Below are 19,245 nucleotides of genomic sequence, written 5' to 3'. Positions count from 1 at the left end.
ATGGTGCATCGCGGTCCACACGGCCGCACGGCTGCTTCAGCGGCATCGATTCGAGGGTCAATCGCATGAACGAGATCGCGCAGAGCGCTTTGGCAGCTCCGGAGCACGGCGTGGGACTGTGGGATCTGTTCTGGCAGGCCGGCTTCATCGTGAAGATGGTCATGCTCGGGCTGCTGATGGCCTCGGTCTGGACCTGGGCGATCATCGTCGACAAGACCATGCGTTTCGGTGCTTTCCGTCGCCAGCTCAACACTTTCGAGAACAATTTCTGGTCCGGCCAGTCGCTGGAGGAGCTCTACCAGACCCTTTCCGAGCGCAAGACCACGGGCATGGGCGCGCTGTTCGTCGCCGCCATGCGCGAGTGGAAGAAGTCGTTCGAGAAGGGCGCGCGCTCGCCGATCGGCCTCCACAACCGCATCGAGAAGGCGATGGACGTCACCCTGGCGCGGGAGATGGACAGCCTGGAGTCGCGGCTCGGCTTCCTCGCCACCGTCGGTTCGGCCGGACCTTTCGTGGGCCTGTTCGGCACGGTGATCGGCATCATGACCTCGTTCCAGGCGATCGCTGCCTCCAAGCAGACGAACCTTGCCGTCGTCGCACCCGGCATCGCCGAGGCGCTGCTCGCCACCGCCATTGGCCTCGTCGCGGCTATCCCCGCGGTTATCGCCTACAACAAGCTGTCGGCCGATGCCGGCAAGCTCGGCATGCGCCTCGAGGCCTTCGCCGACGAGTTCTCGGCCATCCTGTCGCGTCAGATCGACGAGAAGACCCCGGCGCGCTGAACGCCCGACGACACGCGAGCGCCACCGTGGCGCTCTCAAGCTGACATGATCGGAGCGTAGAGCTTCGAGGGCGAAGGAGCCGACGATATGGGCATGTCCACAGGCGGAGCGGCATCGGGCGGTTCCCGTCGGCGCAGACGCCGCGGGCGGGGGCCGATGAGCGAGATCAACGTGACGCCGATGGTCGACGTCATGCTGGTGCTCTTGATCATCTTCATGGTCGCCGCACCGATGCTGACGGTCGGCGTTCCGCTGGAGCTGCCGAAGACGGCCGCGAAGGCGCTCAACGCCGAGACCCAGCCCATCAGCGTCTCCGTGCGTGGGGATGGCATGGTGTTCATTCAGGAGACCGAGATCGCCGAGGCCGAAGTCGTTTCCAAGCTCACCGAGATCGCCAAGACCGGCTACCAGGAGCGCATCTTCGTGCGCGCCGCCAAGGACGTCGACTATGGCAGCGTCATCCGCGTCATGGCGCTGATCTCGGCCGCAGGCTTCACCAATATTGGTCTCGTCACCGATACCGAAACCACGAGCTGATCGAACGGCTATGAAGTCCGGCCTCGTCACATCCTCTGTCCTGCACGTCGCACTCCTCAGCTGGGGTCTCTGGTCGATCTCCGGCCCGAAGCCGCTTGACGCGAGCTATGCCGAGGCGCTGCCGGTCGAGATCATCCTGTCGGACCAGTTCGAGGGCGTGAAGGGCGAGAAGAAGGCGCCGGTCTCCGAGAAGCCGGCCCCGACCCCGACGACGCGCCCGGCCACGCTGCCGATGCCGGCGGAGAACACCGGCGACAACGAGGCGGATCTTGACACGCCGCCGACGCCCGACAAGACGCGCAACGTGACCCCGCAGACCGGTGGCGCAAAGCCCGTCGCGCAGCCGAAGGTCGAGCCGGAGCCCGAGGCGCCGAAGGTCGCCGAGGCGCCGCCGCCGCCGCCGAAGCCGCCTGAGCCGAAGCCCGAGCCGGTGAAGGAAGCGGCAAAGCCGACGCCACCGAAGGAAGTCACGCCCGAGATCGACCCGCTCGCCGAGATGATCGCCGAGGATAAGACCGAGCCGACGCCGGAAGAGCAGCAAAAGCCCGAGCCGGCGCTCGAGAAAGTGCCGGTGCCGGCTGCCAAGCCGCGTCCGCCGGCCCCGGTGAAGGTCGCCGACGCCAAGCCAGCGGAGACCAAGACCGAGACTCCGAAGCCTGCCAAGCAGAACAAGTCCGACTCCAAGAAACCGAGCGAAGCCGACAGCGATTCCGACTTCGAGGCGATGGCGGCCGCCGTGATCAACAAGCAGAAGGCCGCCGGTGGCGGTGCCAAGCGCTCGACCGAACAGGCCTCGCTCGGCAGCGAGCGCACGACCGGCACCAAGCTTTCGCGCAGCCAGCTCGGCGAGATCCAGGGTCTTTTGAACGAGCAGATGCGGCGCTGCTACTCGGTCCCCGCCGGCGGCGCGGAACCGGATTCGCTGAAGGTCTCGATCAAGATCCAGTTCGATCCGTCCGGCGGTCTCGTCGGCGCGCCGGAGATCGTCCGCGGCGGAGGCGGCTCGGGTGCCGAGCGGATTGCGGCGGAAGCGGCAGTGCGTGCGATCCGTCGCTGCGCCCCGTTCAATCTCCCGGCCGAGATGTATGCCGGCGGCTGGGAAGAGACGACGCTGAATTTCGACCCGAGCGCGATGTATTGAGAACCTGAGGCCTTGTCGCGGCGCGGCAAGGCACGAGATCGAGGCGCATGTCGACCCGCTCGGCTGCTGTCCTCTACCCGAGTTGATGAAGGTCTGACATGAAAAGAGAACTCAAGCTGCTGTTCGCCGCGCTGGCGCTGTTCGTCGGTACGGCTGCGACGCTGACGCCGGCGTCCGCCGCCATCGAGATCGACATCACCAGCGGCAACGTCGATCCGCTGCCGATCGCGATCAACAGCTTCCAGGCGAGCGGCAAGGTCGGCCAGCAGATCAGCCAGGTCGTCACCGCCGATCTGAAGCGTACGGGCCTGTTCGCGCCCATCGATCCCTCCGCCTTCATCCAGAAGGATCTCGGTCCGGATGCAGCGCCGCGTTTCGCCGACTGGACGGTGATCAACGCCCAGGCGATCGTTACCGGCAAGGTGACGCCCGAGGCGGATGGCCGATTGCGCGTCGAGTTCCGGCTGTGGGACACGTTCGCCGGCACCCAACTCGACGGGCAGCAGTTCTACACCACCCCCGACAACTGGCGCCGTGTCGCCCACATCATCGCCGATGCGATCTACGAGCGGCTGACCGGTGAGAAGGGCTATTTCGACACCCGCATCGTCTTCGTCTCGGAGAGCGGATCGAAGACCGCCCGCGTCAAGCGTCTGGCGATCATGGACCAGGACGGCGCCAACGTGAACTATCTGTCCGATGGTTCCGACCTCGTGCTGACCCCACGCTTCTCGCCGAACCGCCAGGAAATCACCTACATGTCCTTCGGCAAGTCGGAGCCGCGGGTCTACCTCCTGCAGCTCGAGACCGGCCAGCGCGAGGCGGTCGGCAACTTCCCCGGCATGACCTTCGCGCCGCGCTTCTCGCCGGATGGCCAGAAGGTGATCATGAGCCTGCAGCAGGACGGCAATGCCAACATCTACGCGATGGACCTGCGCTCGCGTGCCACGACGCGGCTGACCTCGACCACCGCCATCGATACGGCGCCGTCCTACGCGCCGGACGGCTCGCGGATCGTGTTCGAGAGCGACCGCGGCGGCCGCCCGCAGCTCTACATGATGGGAACAGACGGCTCCGGCCAGCAGCGCATCTCGTTCGGCGACGGCTCCTATTCGACCCCCGTCTGGTCGCCCCGCGGCGATCTCATCGCCTTCACCAAGCAGACCGGCGGTCAGTTCCAGATCGGCGTCATGCGGCCCGACGGCTCGGGCGAGCGTATCCTGACCTCGGGCTTCCACAACGAAGGGCCGACCTGGGCGCCGAATGGCCGTGTCCTGATGTTCTTCCGCGATCCGCAGGGCGGCGCTGGCCCGCAGCTCTACTCGATCGACCTTACGGGGCGGAACGAGCAGAAGATCGGAACGCCGGGCTACGCCTCGGACCCGGCCTGGTCGCCGTCGCGGGAATAGACTGCGCGCTTTCGCGCAAGAGAAACGACCGCTTGTTACGAAGATGACGCCCGCGCAGTGATGCGCGGGCGTCACTGTTTGCGGCAGATCGAACGCCGTTAAGCGGTGCGACGGCGGTTCTCGGCCGCCTGCCTTCATGCGGACTCAAAAGGCTGTGCAGGCAAGGGAATCGTCAATTCGATTCACTGTTTCATTCCCGGCGTTTACTCGGTCTTAAGTCTGTTCAGCGTAAACGTCTGGTAACGACAACATATCAAATACGAAGGAGCTGGCCATGAGCCGGATCGCTGTTTTGGCCCATAGCCGCATTGCCCTTGCCCTCATGGCCGCCCTGGCCGTCGCCGGTTGCGCGAAGAAGAACGGCGGCCTGCCGGACAATGCCTCGGGTCTCGGTTTGGACGGCGCCGGTGGCGCCGGCGGCCTGAACGGCCGCGGCGGCAATGCCGCGCCGGGCACCAGCCAGGACTTCACCGTCAACGTCGGCGACCGCATCTTCTTCGACACCGACTCCTCGGTCGTCCGCGCCGATGCCCAGCAGATCCTGACCGCCCAGGCGCGCTGGCTGAACCAGTATTCGCAGTACTCGATCACCGTCGAAGGCCATGCCGACGAGCGCGGCACCCGCGAGTACAACCTCGCGCTCGGCGCCCGCCGCGCCGCCGCCACCCGCGAGTACCTGGCTCGCCAGGGCGTCTCCAGCAACCGGATGCGTACCATCTCCTACGGCAAGGAACGTCCGGTCGCGGTTTGCGACGACATTTCCTGCTGGTCGCAGAACCGTCGCGCGGTCACCGTGCTGAACGGCGCCGGCAGCTGATCGCTCGCCGACCGTCTACCCAAATGAAATGACGTGGCGGCCCTTCGGGGCCGCTTTCGTTTGTGCCCGATCTTGGTAAAGATGCCACGCGATATGTCGGCAGGCAGGGGCGTGCCGGCCCAACTTTGGCCAAGTCGATCTGCCCAGAATGGCATCGCTGCCGTCCGGAATGCCGGGGTGGCCTGCTTCTGGGCGGCTCAAGGAGAATATGCGGGAATGAAGATGTTGAAGCTGGCCCGCTGGGCGACGACGCTTCTGTTGCTCGGCACAGCCCTGCCGGCCCAGGCGCTGACCTTGCCTTTCGGGCTCGGCAAGGATGACCAGGCGGCGGAACGACGGACCCCTGCGGTGCAGACCGAGGCACCGGTCCGCTACGCCCAGGCGAGCGACCCGATCCAGCGGATCAACCAGCTGGAAGAGGATAACCGCAGGCTGAACGGCAAGCTCGAAGAACTGTCCTTCCAGGTGCTGCAGCTGCAGGAGCAGCTGCGCAAGACTCAGGAAGACAACGAGTTCCGTTTCCAGGAGATCGAAGGCAAGGGCAGTCCCGCGCCTGGCAAGCGCAGCGAGGCTGCACCGCCGGCCGCTACCACGGCGCCTACCGCGACCGCGCAGCTCCCCGCACGTGCACCGGCGGCGGCCACCGCCTCGGCGACGCCGCCGCCCGCCGGTGCCGCACCGAACGGGGACGCGATCGGCGATCTCCTCGGCGATGGCGGGCTTGATACGTCGGGCCTTGGCGCCGGTACCGCTGCCGGAGCCGCCCCGCCGCGCGCCACACCTAGCGCAGGCTCGTCGACGGTCGCCACCGTCAGGCCGAACGGGGCAGGGGAGATGTACGATCTCGCCTATAACTACATGCTGGCGGGCGACTATCAGCTCGCGGAATCCTCGTTCCGGCAGTATGCCGACACCTATCCAGACGCCAAGGACGTGCCGGACGCGAAGTATTGGCTCGGCGAGAGCCTCTTCCAGCAGCAGAAATTCACCGATGCCGCCGAGGTCTTCCTCGGCGCCCAGAAGAGCTACCCGAAGAACCCGAAGGCGCCGGAGATGATGCTGAAGCTCGGCATGTCGCTCGCCAAGCTCGACAACCGCGACACTGCCTGCATCACCTTCCGCGAAGTGAGCAAGCGCTACCCGCAGATGAGCGCCAACGTGAAAAAGAAGCTGCAGGCGGAGTCGGCCGCCAGCAACTGCTGAGCCTGTCTGCAACAGTCCGGGCGGCCTCCGCCGAACGGGCGCCATCGGCGCTTTGGCTGGAGCTTGCGCACGATCGCTTGTCGGCCTCCCTTAGCCTTCTCCCTCATCCCCGAAACGACGCAACCCGAACGATCGTCCTCGCCGTCTCCGGTGGCCCGGACTCGCTGGCGCTCATGGCGTCGGCCGCTGCCTATCCGCAGGCAGGAACGCGTTTTCATGTGGTGACGGTCGATCATGGCCTCCGCCTCCGGTCGGCCGAGGAGGCTCTCTTCGTCGGCGGCCTCGCGCGCGGTCTCGGTCTCGGGCATTCGATCCGGTGCTGGGAGGGCAACAAGCCGGCCGGCAATCTGCAGGGCCGCGCCCGCGATGCCCGCTATCGCCTTCTCACGGAAGCTGCGCGGGATCTCGGTGCGGACGCGGTAATGACCGCCCACCACCAGGACGATCAGATCGAGACCCACTTTCTGGCAGCCGCCCGGAAGGCGGGAGACCGGGGTCTTGCCGCCATGCGGCCGGCGCGGGCGCTGGCGCCCGGCCTTACGCTGCTGAGGCCCTTCCTGGACGTGCCCGGGGCGCTCCTCAAGGCCGCGGCCGCGCCCCTGCAACCGGTTGACGACCCCAGCAATCATGACCGCCGCTATGATCGCATCCGGCTGAGGGGCGCACTGGCAGCAGGCGAGTTCGACCGCGCTGCGATCCTCAACCGCATCGAGCACCATCGCGAAGGCCGCGACCGTCAGGACGCGCAACTCGGTCATGTGATCGATGGTCTCCTTGCCGACGGCCGTCTCGATGTCGACCCTTGCGGAACGGTGACCCTCGATGCCGCGGCGTTCGCTGAGGTCGCTGGAGTTATCGGCCTCGAACTTCTGGCGCGAATTCTGCCGGCCGTCGGTGGAGCGGCTTATTCCCCCCAGCGCGATGCGACGGCAAGGCTCCAGGCATGGCTGGTGACGGTGCGAAAGGGCATGCAGCAGCAGTTTTCGACGCTCGGCGGCGTCGTGGTGGAGGCGGGAAGGCGCGTCGTCTTCCGCCGCGAGTTCGGCCGGTCCGGTCCGGCATCTCTCGATGTGTCGCTGGCACGCCGCCAAGCCGTGTTCGACGGTCGTTTCGACGTCGAATGGTCGCCCCTCGGCGGCGCCGCTCACCTCGTCGCCTTGGGTAATCTCGGACGCGGCAATGCGACACAGCGTTGCTTGCCTGTCCTCGTCGACACCGCTGGTACGCTCTTGGCAGTTCCCGAGGTCTTGCGGGACAAGCTGGACGTCAGCCTCCCAATTCTTGGCCTTTTCCAGCGGGTTTCCTGGCGACTCTCTGCCGACCTCCCCAAAACTTGCGCGATGGACGATCCGCGGAATTGTCGCCTTCGGGATCCTTTGCGTTAACTCCGGAGCCGCAAATCGCGGCAAAAGCGCCAAAGCCTGTTGGCAAGGGGCAACCGGGCTCCTATCTTCGGCGGGAGCGTTGGCGCGGTCTCATGACGCCAGCGGCGCGAATCTCAGGACCTCAAATGAACCAGAATTTTCGCAATTTCGCGCTGTGGGCCATCATTGCGCTGTTGTTGATCGCGGTGTTCCAGTTGTTTTCGGGCAAATCGCAATCCGCAGGGACGACCGATGTCGCCTATTCCAAGTTTTTGAGTGACGTCGACGCGGGTCGCGTTCGGTCCGTCACCATTCAGGGACCGCGGATTTCCGGCAGCTATACGGACGGCGCAACGCCCTTCCAGACCTACGCGCCCGGCGATCCCAACCTGATCCAGCGGCTTGAGTCGAAGAACGTCGCGATCACCGCGACCCCGCCGAGCGACAACTCGAACCCAATCTGGTCGATGCTCCTCTCCTTCGGGCCGATCCTGCTGATCCTTGGCGTCTGGGTCTTCCTGATGCGGCAGATGCAGGGCGGTGCCGGCGGCAAGGCGATGGGCTTTGGCAAGTCGAAGGCGAAGCTCCTGACCGAAGCGCACGGCCGCGTCACCTTCCAGGACGTTGCCGGTGTTGACGAGGCGAAGCAGGATCTCGAGGAGATCGTCGAGTTCCTCCGAGAGCCGCAGAAGTTCCAGCGTCTCGGCGGTAAGATCCCGCGCGGCGTGCTGCTTGTCGGCCCTCCCGGCACCGGTAAGACGCTGCTCGCCCGGTCGGTTGCCGGCGAAGCCAATGTGCCTTTCTTCACGATCTCCGGTTCTGACTTCGTCGAGATGTTCGTCGGCGTCGGCGCCAGCCGCGTGCGCGACATGTTCGAGCAGGCCAAGAAGAACAGCCCCTGCATCATCTTCATCGACGAAATCGATGCCGTCGGTCGCCACCGCGGTGCCGGTCTCGGCGGCGGCAATGACGAGCGCGAGCAGACGCTGAACCAGCTGCTGGTCGAGATGGACGGCTTCGAGACCAACGAAGGCATCATCCTCATCGCCGCGACCAACCGTCCTGACGTCCTCGACCCCGCGCTGCTGCGCCCGGGCCGTTTTGACCGTCAGGTCATGGTGCCCAACCCGGACGTCGGCGGTCGCGAGAAGATCCTGAAGGTGCATGTGCGTAACGTGCCGTTGGCGCCGAACGTTGATCTCCGCACCATTGCGCGTGGCACGCCCGGCTTCTCGGGCGCTGATCTCGCCAACCTTGTCAACGAGGCGGCGCTGATGGCCGCCCGTCGTTCCAAGCGCCTCGTCACCATGCTCGAGTTCGAGGATGCCAAGGACAAGGTCATGATGGGCGCCGAGCGCCGCTCGATGGCGATGACCGAGGACGAGAAGGCGCTGACGGCCTACCACGAGGCCGGCCATGCTCTGGTCGGCATCCACGAGCCCTTCAACGACCCGCTGCACAAGGTGACGATCATCCCGCGCGGCCGCGCCCTCGGCGTGACGATGAACCTGCCGGAGCGCGACCGCTACGGCATGCGCAAGAACGAGATGGAAGCGCGTCTGGTGATGATCTTCGGCGGCCGCGCCGCCGAGGAGATCATCTATGGCCTCGACAACGTCACGACCGGCGCGTCGAACGACATCCAGCAGGCCACGAACATGGCCCGGGCGATGGTCATGGAATACGGCATGAGCGAGAAGCTCGGCCGCCTGCGCTACCGGCAGAACCAGGAGGAGATCTTCCTCGGCCATTCCGTCTCGCAGCAGCAGAACATGTCCGAGGACACCTCGCGCATGATCGACTCGGAAGTGCGCGGCATCATCGAGGCGGCCGAGAACAAAGCGCGCAAGATCCTGAACGAGCATCTCGACGAGTTGCACATCGTCGCCAAGGGGCTGCTCGAGTTCGAGACGCTGTCGGGCGATGAGGTTCGCGATCTGATCGCCGGCAAGACGCTGGCCCGCGACATGGGCGATGATACCCCGCCCTCGCGCGGCTCCGCGGTCCCGAAGACCGGGTCGTCGCCGCGGCCGAAGCCCGAGGCGGGCCTGGAGCCACAGCCGACCGCCTGACGGTGGACATAAACGGCAGATACAGAATGGGCCTGGAGCCCAACTTGAAGCGGCCTCCGGGCCGCTTTTTGTTGTGGTCCACAAGGCTGCGCTCGCGGCGATAAGGCCAGCGAGATATACTGACATTCTATTTTACTTTTTGCGGCATGCTCGGCGCCTTACAGCCTCTCCTTCGGCGGCAGACGTCTCGACCCTTTGCAAGGAAAAGCCATGACGAGGAAGTTTTTCGGTACCGACGGCATCCGGGGTACCGCAAATACCTATCCGATGACGGCCGAGATCGCGATGAAGGTCGGGATGGCCGCCGGTATCGCCTTCCGCCGCGGCGACTATCGCCACCGCGTGGTGATCGGCAAGGACACCCGGCTTTCCGGCTACATGATCGAACCGGCCCTCTGCGCGGGCTTCACGTCCGTCGGCATGGACGTTCTCATGCTCGGCCCGATGCCGACGCCGGCTGTCGCCATGCTCACCCGGTCCATGCGGGCCGATCTCGGCGTGATGATCTCCGCCTCGCACAACCCTTTCGAGGACAACGGCATCAAGCTGTTCGGTCCGGACGGCTACAAGCTGTCGGACGAGATCGAGGCGAAGATCGAGCACCTCGTCGGCGAGGACATGTCGCGGCAGCTGGCGACCGGCGAGCGGCTCGGCCGCGCCAAGCGCTACGACGATGGCGGCCGTGACCGCTACATCGAATTTGCCAAACGCACTCTGCCGAAGACGCTGACGCTCGACGGCCTCAGGATCGTCATCGATTGCGCCAATGGGGCTGCCTACAAGGTGGCGCCGGAAGTGCTGTGGGAGCTCGGTGCCGAGGTGGTGAAGCTCGGCGTCGACCCGAACGGCGTCAACATCAACAAGGGCTGCGGCTCGACCAGCCCGGCTGCGCTTTGCGCCAAGGTGCGCGAAGTGCGCGCCGACATCGGCATCGCGCTCGATGGCGACGCCGACCGCGTGCTCATCGCCGACGAGAACGGCGAGGTCGTCGACGGCGACCAGATCATGGCGGTCATCGCCGAGTCCTGGCAGGAGGATGGCCGGCTCGCCGCGGGTGGCATCGTCGCCACCATCATGTCCAATCTCGGGCTTGAGCGTTTCCTCGGCGACCATGGCATGGCCCTGGCCCGCACCAAGGTCGGCGATCGCCATGTGGTCGAGCACATGCGCCAGCACGGCTACAATGTCGGCGGCGAACAGTCCGGCCACATCATCCTGTCGGACTACGGCACCACCGGCGACGGCCTGATCTCGGCCCTGCAGGTGTTGGCCGTGGTGCGCAAGAGCGGACGTCCGGTGTCGGAGGCTTGCCGCAAGTTCGAGCCGGTGCCGCAGATCCTGAAGAACGTCCGCTTCTCCACCGGCGAGCCGCTCGAAAAGCCACAGGTGCAGTCGGCAATCACCGCCGGGCGCGAGCGGCTTGGCAATTCGGGCCGGCTGGTCATCCGCCCCTCGGGCACCGAGCCCCTTATCCGGGTCATGGCCGAGGGTGACGATCCCTTGCTGGTGCGCAGTGTCGTTGACGATATCGTCGGCGCGCTCGGTCAGGTTGCCGCCTAGGTCGCGCGCAGCGACGTTACCTCATCGATGAATGACGAGACCCGAACCGGGCGCCTGGCGCGTTTGCCGGCGTCGCCCGGTGCGCGCTTCGCGCCAAGTAGCGGCGCGGCAACAGCGGGGGCCATCTTTGGCTCCCTATGCTTTAACCTTCGCTAACGAACGCGGTAAACAAACACAGTTAATCTCCAGTTAAGACTTCTCCTCCACATTGCAGCCAGTCAGTTCGGGGATGTCCCGGTGCAAGGTTGTCAGAGGAAGAGAGCAACGGCGATGAAGACGCTTATCAAGGTACTGATGCTGGGCGTTGTCGGGTTCATTCCCCTCGCAAACGCCGCTCTGGCGGCCGATATGATCGAGCCGGTCTATGACGAAGTGCCGGAGATCGTGCCGGTCGAGATCGGCTCGGGCTGGTACCTCCGCGGCGACGTCTCCTACGACTTCAAGTCGAAGACCGACGGCAACTACCGCACCTACGCTCCTCCGGGCTCGGTGGCTTGCGGCGTCGATTGCGGCGCCGGCTACGACACCCAGGATTACGACAGCTGGAAGTTCGACGCCGGCCCGGATGTCGGTCTCGGTTTCGGTTACCAATTTACCGACTACTTCCGCGGCGATCTGACGGCGCACTACTGGCAGGCGGACGTCGACGGCCGCAACGAGGGCGAAAACTGCCAGCTCGGCTTCTGCGGCTCGGTCGAGACCAGCAAAGCCAAAGCCTGGGAGCTGATGGCGAACGCCTATGTCGACATGGGCACCTTTGCCGGTTTCACCCCCTATGTCGGCGGCGGCGTCGGTGCGGTCAACGTCAGCTACGACGACTTCAAGTCGACCAACTATGCGGCCGGCCAGGACTTCGACACCATCACGCTGGACGGCGAGAACTCCTGGCGCTTCGCCTACGCTCTGATGGCGGGCGCTTCCTACGACCTGACCCAGTCGTTGAAGCTCGACGTCGGCTACCGCTACGTGAATGTCGATGACGGCGACATGTTCGCCTTCGACGACTTCACCGCTGGCCTCGGCGCCACGGGCGTCCAGGGCCGCGACAACGGCTTCGACCGTCACACCATCACCGCCGGCCTTCGCTACTCGCTCTTCTAGGCCAAGCGTCGGACCAGAACCGGACAGGGAACGGCAGGGGGAAACTCCTGCCGTTTTGCTTTGGGGAAGGTGAGGCGAGACGCCCCCTGAAATCTCTGGCTTCACAAAACTGACGCTTGACGGCGGCCCTGGAGAAGCATAGCCCGATCAGTGGGACACATCCCCCCAACGGGATGCAATCTATCTGTGAGGGTAGCAGAGATGACCAATACCGCGAAGCCGGACCTGCGTCCGGCCAATCCCCGATTTTCGTCCGGCCCTTGCGCCAAGCGCCCCGGATGGTCGCTCCAGGCGTTGGAAGATGCAGCGCTCGGCCGCTCGCACCGCGCCAAGATCGGCAAGACCAAGCTCCAACAAGCCATCGACGAAACCCGCGAAATCCTCGGCGTGCCCGCCGACTATCGCATTGCCATCGTTCCCGCCTCCGATACTGGCGCGGTCGAAATGGCCATGTGGTCGCTGCTCGGCGCCCGCGGCACCGATCTCGTCGCCTGGGAATCTTTTGGCGCTGGCTGGGTGACTGATGCGGTCAAGCAGCTGAAGCTGTCGGACGTGCGCACCCTCGAAGCCGGTTATGGCGACATCGTCGATTTCGCGACCGTCGACTTCGACCGCGACGTCGTCTTCACCTGGAACGGCACAACGTCCGGCGTTCGCCTGCCGAACGGCGACGCGATTCCGGCAGACCGCCAGGGCCTGACGATCTGCGACGCGACCTCGGCAGCCTTCGCGCAGGACCTGCCCTACGACAAGCTCGATGTGGTCACCTTCTCCTGGCAGAAGGTGCTGGGCGGAGAGGCCGCGCACGGCATGCTGATCCTCAGCCCGCGCGTCGTCGAGCGGCTGCTCACCTACAAGCCCGCCTGGCCGCTGCCGAAGATTTTCCGCATGACCTCAGGCGGTAAGCTGATCGAGGGCCTGTTCAAAGGCGAGACGATCAACACTCCCTCGATGCTCTGCGTCGAGGACTATCTCGATGCACTCGGCTGGGCGAAGACGGTCGGCGGCCTCGATGGTCTCAAGGCCCGCGCCGACGCCAACCTTGCGGTCATCGAGCGCTTCGTCGAGGCGAACCCGTGGCTCGGCTTCCTCGCGACCTCGAAGGCGATCCGCTCCAACACGTCCGTCTGCCTGCAGTTCGTCGATCCGGCGATCACCGCGCTGCCCGCCGACGCGCAGGAAGCCTTCGCCAAGGGCGTCGTCGCGATGCTGGAGAAGGAGGGCGTCGCTCTCGACATCGGCGCCTACCGCGACGCCCCTCCGGGCCTGCGCATCTGGTGCGGCGCGACGGTCGAGGCGTCGGACGTCGAGGCGCTGATGCCTTGGCTGGCCTATGCCTACGAAGCGCAGAAGGCGACACTGGCTCAGGCGGCGTAGAGCTGCGGTCGCTAGAGGCGCGGTATCGCCATGAGGCTTTCCAATCGCGTCCGTTCCTTCATCGCCGACACACTGGCCCTGGTGCTGTTCTTCACGGTCACCAGCGGACTGAACGAGCGCTTCGTGGCCGGCATGGCCTGGGATGAAGTACTGGTATCGCGCTCGATCGGTGCCTTGCTAATGGTGGTGACGGCGCGGCCATATGGCCTCTGGCGAAGCTGGATCATGGCGAAGGCAGCACCGTCATCGCGAACAGGCCATTTCGCGGCCGATACCGCGGCGCTGCTGATCTTCCAGGTGCCGATCTACGTCGCGATCATCGTGGCCGGCGGCGCGGAAGGGCAGGCGATCGTCAAGGGTACGCTCGGCTTCGCGGTCCTCATGCTGGTTCTCGGCCGCCCCTACGGTCTCTGGCTTGATCTGGTGCGCCGCCTGTTCGGCGTCGACGGTCCCGGACAGAAGCCTATGTCGCTCGGCGGCTGACTCTCAACGAACTCGGCAAGGCTGTCCGCGGCCTGCTGTCCCACGATTCATAACAGCACCCCCCGGGTGCTTACTCTTCAGCGCTGGCACCGCCCAGCAAACCGGTAGGATAGATCAATGGCCCCCCGCGTTCTCGTTTCCGACCAGCTCTCCCCCACCGCCGTCCAGATCTTCAAGGACCGCGGCGTCGAGGTCGACTACATCCCGGACCTTGGCAAGGACAAGGACAAGCTCCTTTCCGTCATCGACCAGTATGACGGCCTCGCCATCCGCTCCGCCACCAAGGTGACGGAGAAGCTCATCGCCGCCGCGACCAAGCTGAAAGTGATCGGCCGCGCCGGCATCGGCGTCGACAATGTCGACATCCCCGCTGCCTCGCGGAAGGGCATCATCGTGATGAACACGCCTTTCGGCAATTCGATCACCACCGCCGAGCATGCGATCGCGCTGATGTTCGCCGTCGCCCGCCAGCTGCCCGCCGCCGACATCTCCACCCAGGCCGGCAAGTGGGAGAAGAACCGCTTCATGGGCGTCGAGATCACCGGCAAGGTGCTCGGCATCATCGGCTGCGGCAACATCGGCGCCATCGTTGCGGCACGCGGCGTCGGCCTGAAGATGAAGGTCATCGCCTTCGACCCCTTCCTCTCCTCCGAGCGCGCCGCACAGCTCGGTATCGAGAAGGTCGAGCTGGAGACGCTGTTCCAGCGCGCCGACTTCATCACCTTGCACACGCCGATGACCGACAAGACGCGCGGCATCATCGATGCCGCGGCGATCGCCAAGATGAAGGACGGCGTTCGCATCATCAATTGCGCCCGCGGCGGCCTCGTCGTGGAGCAGGACCTCGCCGACGCCATCAAGTCGGGCAAGGTGGCGGGCGCCGGCGTTGACGTATTCGAGACCGAGCCGGCGACCGACTCGCCGCTGTTCAACCTGCCGAACGTCGTCTGCACGCCGCATCTCGGCGCCTCGACCGAGGAGGCCCAGGAGAACGTTGCGCTGCAGGTCGCCGAGCAGATGTCGGACTACCTCATTTCCGGCGCCGTGCAGAACGCCCTCAACATGCCCTCGATCTCCGCCGAGGAGGCTCCGCTCCTGACGCCCTTCGTCAAGCTCGCGGAAATCCTCGGCTCCTTCGTCGGCCAGGTCACCGAGGACCCGATCAAGTCGGTCGAGATCGTCTATGACGGCGCGCCCGGCACGATGAACACCCGCGCTCTGACCAGCGCGGCGCTGGCTGGCCTGCTGAAGCCGCTGATGCAGTCGGTCAACATGGTCTCGGCGCCGCTGATGGCCAAGGAGCGCGGCATCCTCGTCTCCGAGGTCCGGCGCGACAAGTCGGGCGTCTTCGACGGCTACATCAAGCTGACGGTGACGACCGAGAAGTTCTCGCGCTCGGTCGCCGGCACCTCGTTCTCGGACGGCAAGCCGCGCTTCATCCAGATCAAGGACATCAACATGGAGGCCGAGGTCGGCCGCCACATGCTCTACACCACCAACAAGGACGAGCCCGGCATCATCGGCGAGCTCGGCTCGCTCTGTGGCCGCAACGACATCAACATCGCCAACTTCCATCTCGGCCGCAACGAGAAGGGCGGTGACGCCATCGCCATCCTCTATCTCGACGAGCCCTTGTCGGAAGGTGTGATGGATGAAATCCGCGGGCTGAAGAAGATCGGCCAGGCGAAGCTCTTGTCCTTCGACATCTGATCAAGCTGAATAACGTTGGGGGAGGGGCGTCCTGTCCCTCCCGCTTCAGCTGGCGAGATCGCGGGGGATGCGGGCGGAAAACGCTCGCTGTGCCCTCGCTTCCCCGGCGCTCCCTGACTATAGTCCGGCCGTTTTGCGAAGCCCCGTTCTGAGCCCTCATCCGGCCGAACATCGGGCGGCGTCGTTTTCCATGGCCTGAGGCCGGGGTGCGATGCAGGAGAGGGCGACCTGCCCGGAGGAGAGTTGCATGGCCAATGTCGTCGTCGTCGGATCGCAGTGGGGCGACGAGGGGAAGGGCAAGATCGTCGACTGGCTCTCCGAGCGTGCCGATGTCGTCGTCCGCTTCCAGGGCGGCCACAATGCCGGCCACACGCTGGTGGTCGACGGGGTCTCCTACAAGCTCTCGCTGCTGCCTTCCGGCGTCGTGCGCTCGGGCAAGCTGTCGGTGATCGGCAATGGCGTGGTTTTCGATCCGCATGCCTTCGTCGCTGAGAAGACCCGGCTCGGCGCTCAGGGCGTGAAGATCACCCCCGAATCGCTGCGCATTTCCGACAATGCCTCGCTGATCCTGTCGATTCACCGCGAGCTCGATGCGATCCGCGAGAACGCCAACACCGGCACCAAGATCGGCACCACCCGTCGCGGCATCGGTCCGGCCTACGAGGACAAGGTCGGCCGCCGCGCCATCCGCGTCATGGACCTCGCCGATTCCGAGATCCTGCCCGAGCGCGTCGAGCGCCTGCTCGCCCATCACAACCCGCTGCGCCGCGGCCTCGGCGTCGAGGAAGTGTCGGCGCAGACGATTCTCGACGAGTTGACCAGCGTTGCCCACGAGATCGTGCCCTATATCGACCACGTCTGGAAGCTTCTCGATACCCGCCGCCGCGCTGGCGACCGCATCCTCTTCGAGGGCGCGCAAGGCACCATGCTCGACATCGACCACGGCACCTATCCCTTCGTGACGTCGTCCAACACCGTCGCGGGTCAGGCTTCGGCCGGTTCCGGCATGGGCCCCGGCAGCCTCGGCTTCGTGCTCGGCATCACCAAGGCCTACACGACCCGTGTCGGCGAAGGCCCGTTCCCGACGGAGCAGCTGAACGAGATCGGCGATTTCCTCGGCGAGAAGGGACACGAGTACGGCACCGTCACCGGTCGCAAGCGTCGTTGCGGCTGGTTCGATGCGGTGCTGGTCCGCCAAGCCGTCGCGATCAACGGCATGACCGGCATGGCGCTGACCAAGCTCGACGTGCTCGACGGTCTCGACGAGCTGAAGATCTGCGTTGGCTACCGCCTCGACGGCAAGGAGATCGACTACCTGCCTGCGACGCTCGGCGCGACCGAGCGGCTGGAGCCGATCTACGAGACGCTGGAAGGCTGGAAGGAAACCACCGCCGGCGCGCGCCGCTGGAGCGACCTGCCGGCGCAGGCGGTGAAGTACGTCCGCCAGATCGAGGAACTGGTCGGCTGTCCGGTGACGTTGCTGTCGACCTCGCCGGAGCGGGACGACACCATTCTCGTCCGTGATCCCTTCCAGGATTAAGGCTGCTTCGGGTCGGCCTGACGCAAGCTGCCTGTGATCGAACACATTGATGCTGCAGAGAACTTGTCGAAAATCGATTCCGGTTTTTGCAGCGATGATGTACTGACCGGCAAGCCGCACCGGCAGCGGCAGCCGCGCTTTCGGTCGCTGGTGATATGCAGTAGGGTCGACGTCGAAATATGCATCTGCAACAAATACCTAGACGATCAGTAAGGGGCTGCGATCCATGGCGGATTTGAGCGCGGTTCTGCGCAAGACGATCGATGGCCTGCCGAATGCATCGCCCGAACTGCGGGCCAAGGTCTATGACAAGGCCCGCGCTGCGATCGAGCGGCAGATCGCTGCCGCCAATCCTCCGCTCGCGGAGGAGCTGATCGAGGCCCGCCGCTCGGCCTTGGCCGACGCGATCGACCGCACCGAAGATCATTATCTCGGCCAGGAAGAAGCGCCGGTTCCTGCGCCGGCGCCGGTGGCTCCGAAGCCGCCAGCCCCTGTGATCGAGCCGCGGGCGGCGACGCCTCCGCCGCCGCCGAGGGCGCCCGTCACTACACCGTCTGCGCCGTCCGCCCCGCTGCCGCATGTCGATCGTGGCCCTCGCCCGTCTGCAGGCGTCCAGAAGCCGGCCTGGCCGACGGCGACCAGCAGCGGCAGCGAGCTTGCCATGCGCGCCGACCCGCGGCGCGACCCGGTGCGCGGCGAGCCTGACGCGCCGCGCGTCCCCGATGCCGGCCGTGGTGGCCTTGACGCCCCGCGGACCGAGGTCCGCACAAACCGCCCGACCGAGCGGCGGGAGCCGAGCGCCGAGGGCATGATGCCGTCGCCGGGCGCCCGGCCGACCGGCGCTTCGGGGCTAGACACCTCCGCCATTCCCGTCGCCGACGTCGCCGCCCCGCGCTATGCCAATGGCCGGCGTCCCAATCAGAAGACCCGCAGCCGCTCCCCGGCGCTGGCCGGCATCGCCGTGGTCATCGGACTCGGCGGCGCGGCAGCGCTTGCCTACGTCTACAAGGACCAGCTCGAGGCGATGCTGGTGGGGCCGAACACGGCCGCCACGACGGCGACCGCCACGGCGACGCCGTCTGCCGGCACCTCCGCCTCGACGCCGGCGACCGTCGATGGCGGCGAAGTCGCAGCCCTCGTGCCGCCGTCCGCTACCGGCACTAGCACCGGCACCGCCGCACCCAAGCGCCGTTTCACGCAGCGGCTGCTGCCGGACGGGACCGAGGTCGACGAAGGCCCCGGTGCCGGCACAGGCGCGGACTTCGGGGAGGGCACCAACATCGCCGCGGCTTCGCCGGACGTGACGCCGGTGCCGCTGGTGCCGCCAGTCTCGACAGCGCCCGAAGCGACAGCGCCGGAGGACGCCGCACCGGAAGGGGCCGATTCGGAAGGAACTGATCCCGAAGCCGAAGCGGACGTGCCGCCGGCCGCTGCCGAGGTGACGCCTGCGCCCGCCACCAGTTCGGCTGCGCTGACGCCCGGCGACGCCGCGGTGCCCGCGGTCGCGCAGAAGGCTGTCTTCTACGAGGAGCGGACCGAGACCGAGCAAGGCTCGCAGCGCGGCGGCAACGTCGTCTGGAGCGTCGTCGAGGAGGCACCGAGCGACGGGGCCCCGCCGGAGCCGGCGATCCGGGCCGTTGCCGACGTGCCGGAGGAGAACCTCCGGCTGACCATGACCATCCGCCGCAACACCGACGACACGCTGCCGGCGAGCCACGTCATCGAGATGATGTTCGACGTGCCCGCGAACTTTGCCGGGGGCCAGATCGCCAATGTGCAGCGCCTCGCCCTGAAGCCGACGGAGGAAGCCCGCGGCGAGCCGCTGATCGGCGTCGCCGGCAAGATCTCGGACGGCTTCTTCATCGTCGCGCTGAACAATCTGGCACAGGCGACGCAGACCAATCTCGGTCTGCTCGGCAAGGAACAGTGGATCGACATTCCGCTGGCCTATTCCAGCGGACGCCGGGCGCTGATTTCGATCGAGAAGGGCATTCCGGGCGACCGCGTGTTCAAGCAGGCGATGGACGCCTGGGCCGCCAAGACCTAAGCCTCGCGCCGGCGTTTTGCGCTGTGATCCGGGTCGAAAAGTCCCGCCAAAAGAAAAGGCCCCGAAGATCGGGGCCTTTTTTGTATCTGTCGTCGGATGGCC

Annotated in this window: 15 protein-coding genes; all 15 read left to right on the top strand. The window is 66.0% G+C overall.

Annotated elements, in window-relative coordinates:
• Positions 1–74: 74 nt before the first annotated feature.
• The 15 genes from tolQ to ACZLZY_RS08050 all read left to right on the top strand — a co-directional run bounded on the left by tolQ (position 75) and on the right by ACZLZY_RS08050 (position 19,143).
• Entirely contained in the window at positions 75–782 is a 708-nt protein-coding gene (gene tolQ, locus ACZLZY_RS08120) for a protein TolQ (RefSeq protein ID WP_472933907.1), read from the top strand.
• Positions 783–869: 87 nt separating this feature from the next.
• Complete coding sequence (gene tolR, locus ACZLZY_RS08115) at positions 870–1,319, top strand: protein TolR (protein WP_472933724.1); 450 nt, start codon at positions 870–872, stop codon at positions 1,317–1,319.
• Positions 1,320–1,329: 10 nt separating this feature from the next.
• Positions 1,330–2,460, top strand: a complete 1,131-nt coding sequence (gene tolA / locus ACZLZY_RS08110; protein WP_472933723.1) for a cell envelope integrity protein TolA — start codon at positions 1,330–1,332, stop codon at positions 2,458–2,460.
• A gap of 98 nt (positions 2,461–2,558) precedes the next feature.
• Positions 2,559–3,869 (top strand): Tol-Pal system beta propeller repeat protein TolB, encoded by a 1,311-nt coding sequence (tolB, locus tag ACZLZY_RS08105; RefSeq protein WP_472933722.1) that lies wholly within the window; start codon positions 2,559–2,561, stop codon positions 3,867–3,869.
• A gap of 274 nt (positions 3,870–4,143) precedes the next feature.
• A complete protein-coding gene (gene pal / locus ACZLZY_RS08100; protein ID WP_472933721.1) occupies positions 4,144–4,686 on the top strand; it encodes a peptidoglycan-associated lipoprotein Pal in 543 nt (180 codons plus the stop codon).
• Positions 4,687–4,902: 216 nt separating this feature from the next.
• Positions 4,903–5,889, top strand: a complete 987-nt coding sequence (gene ybgF / locus ACZLZY_RS08095; RefSeq protein WP_472933720.1) for a tol-pal system protein YbgF — start codon at positions 4,903–4,905, stop codon at positions 5,887–5,889.
• Between the two features lie 77 nt (positions 5,890–5,966).
• Positions 5,967–7,274: a tRNA lysidine(34) synthetase TilS gene (gene tilS, locus ACZLZY_RS08090; protein WP_472933719.1), complete on the top strand. Its 1,308-nt coding sequence runs from the start codon at positions 5,967–5,969 to the stop codon at positions 7,272–7,274.
• A 125-nt stretch (positions 7,275–7,399) separates the two neighbouring features.
• Positions 7,400–9,325 carry an ATP-dependent zinc metalloprotease FtsH gene (gene ftsH / locus ACZLZY_RS08085; RefSeq protein WP_472933718.1) on the top strand — a complete coding sequence of 642 codons (1,926 nt, stop codon included), beginning with the start codon at positions 7,400–7,402 and terminating at the stop codon, positions 9,323–9,325.
• A gap of 210 nt (positions 9,326–9,535) precedes the next feature.
• Entirely contained in the window at positions 9,536–10,885 is a 1,350-nt protein-coding gene (glmM, locus tag ACZLZY_RS08080) for a phosphoglucosamine mutase (protein WP_472933717.1), read from the top strand.
• A gap of 270 nt (positions 10,886–11,155) precedes the next feature.
• On the top strand, positions 11,156–11,986 hold the full coding sequence (locus ACZLZY_RS08075; RefSeq protein WP_472933716.1) for an outer membrane protein: 831 nt from the start codon (positions 11,156–11,158) through the stop codon (positions 11,984–11,986).
• A 201-nt stretch (positions 11,987–12,187) separates the two neighbouring features.
• Complete coding sequence (locus ACZLZY_RS08070; RefSeq protein WP_472933715.1) at positions 12,188–13,363, top strand: phosphoserine transaminase; 1,176 nt, start codon at positions 12,188–12,190, stop codon at positions 13,361–13,363.
• A gap of 30 nt (positions 13,364–13,393) precedes the next feature.
• Positions 13,394–13,846 (top strand): L-alanine exporter AlaE, encoded by a 453-nt coding sequence (gene alaE / locus ACZLZY_RS08065; RefSeq protein ID WP_472933714.1) that lies wholly within the window; start codon positions 13,394–13,396, stop codon positions 13,844–13,846.
• Between the two features lie 117 nt (positions 13,847–13,963).
• Positions 13,964–15,556, top strand: coding sequence for a phosphoglycerate dehydrogenase (serA, locus tag ACZLZY_RS08060; protein WP_472933713.1), 1,593 nt, complete (start codon positions 13,964–13,966; stop codon positions 15,554–15,556).
• A gap of 247 nt (positions 15,557–15,803) precedes the next feature.
• A complete protein-coding gene (locus tag ACZLZY_RS08055; RefSeq protein ID WP_472933712.1) occupies positions 15,804–17,096 on the top strand; it encodes an adenylosuccinate synthase in 1,293 nt (430 codons plus the stop codon).
• Between the two features lie 226 nt (positions 17,097–17,322).
• Positions 17,323–19,143 (top strand): hypothetical protein, encoded by a 1,821-nt coding sequence (locus ACZLZY_RS08050; protein ID WP_472933711.1) that lies wholly within the window; start codon positions 17,323–17,325, stop codon positions 19,141–19,143.
• Positions 19,144–19,245: the final 102 nt, after the last annotated feature.

Source organism: Mesocryomonas lacus, assembly GCF_055730135.2.
This window is presented reverse-complemented; position numbering and strand designations above follow the sequence as displayed.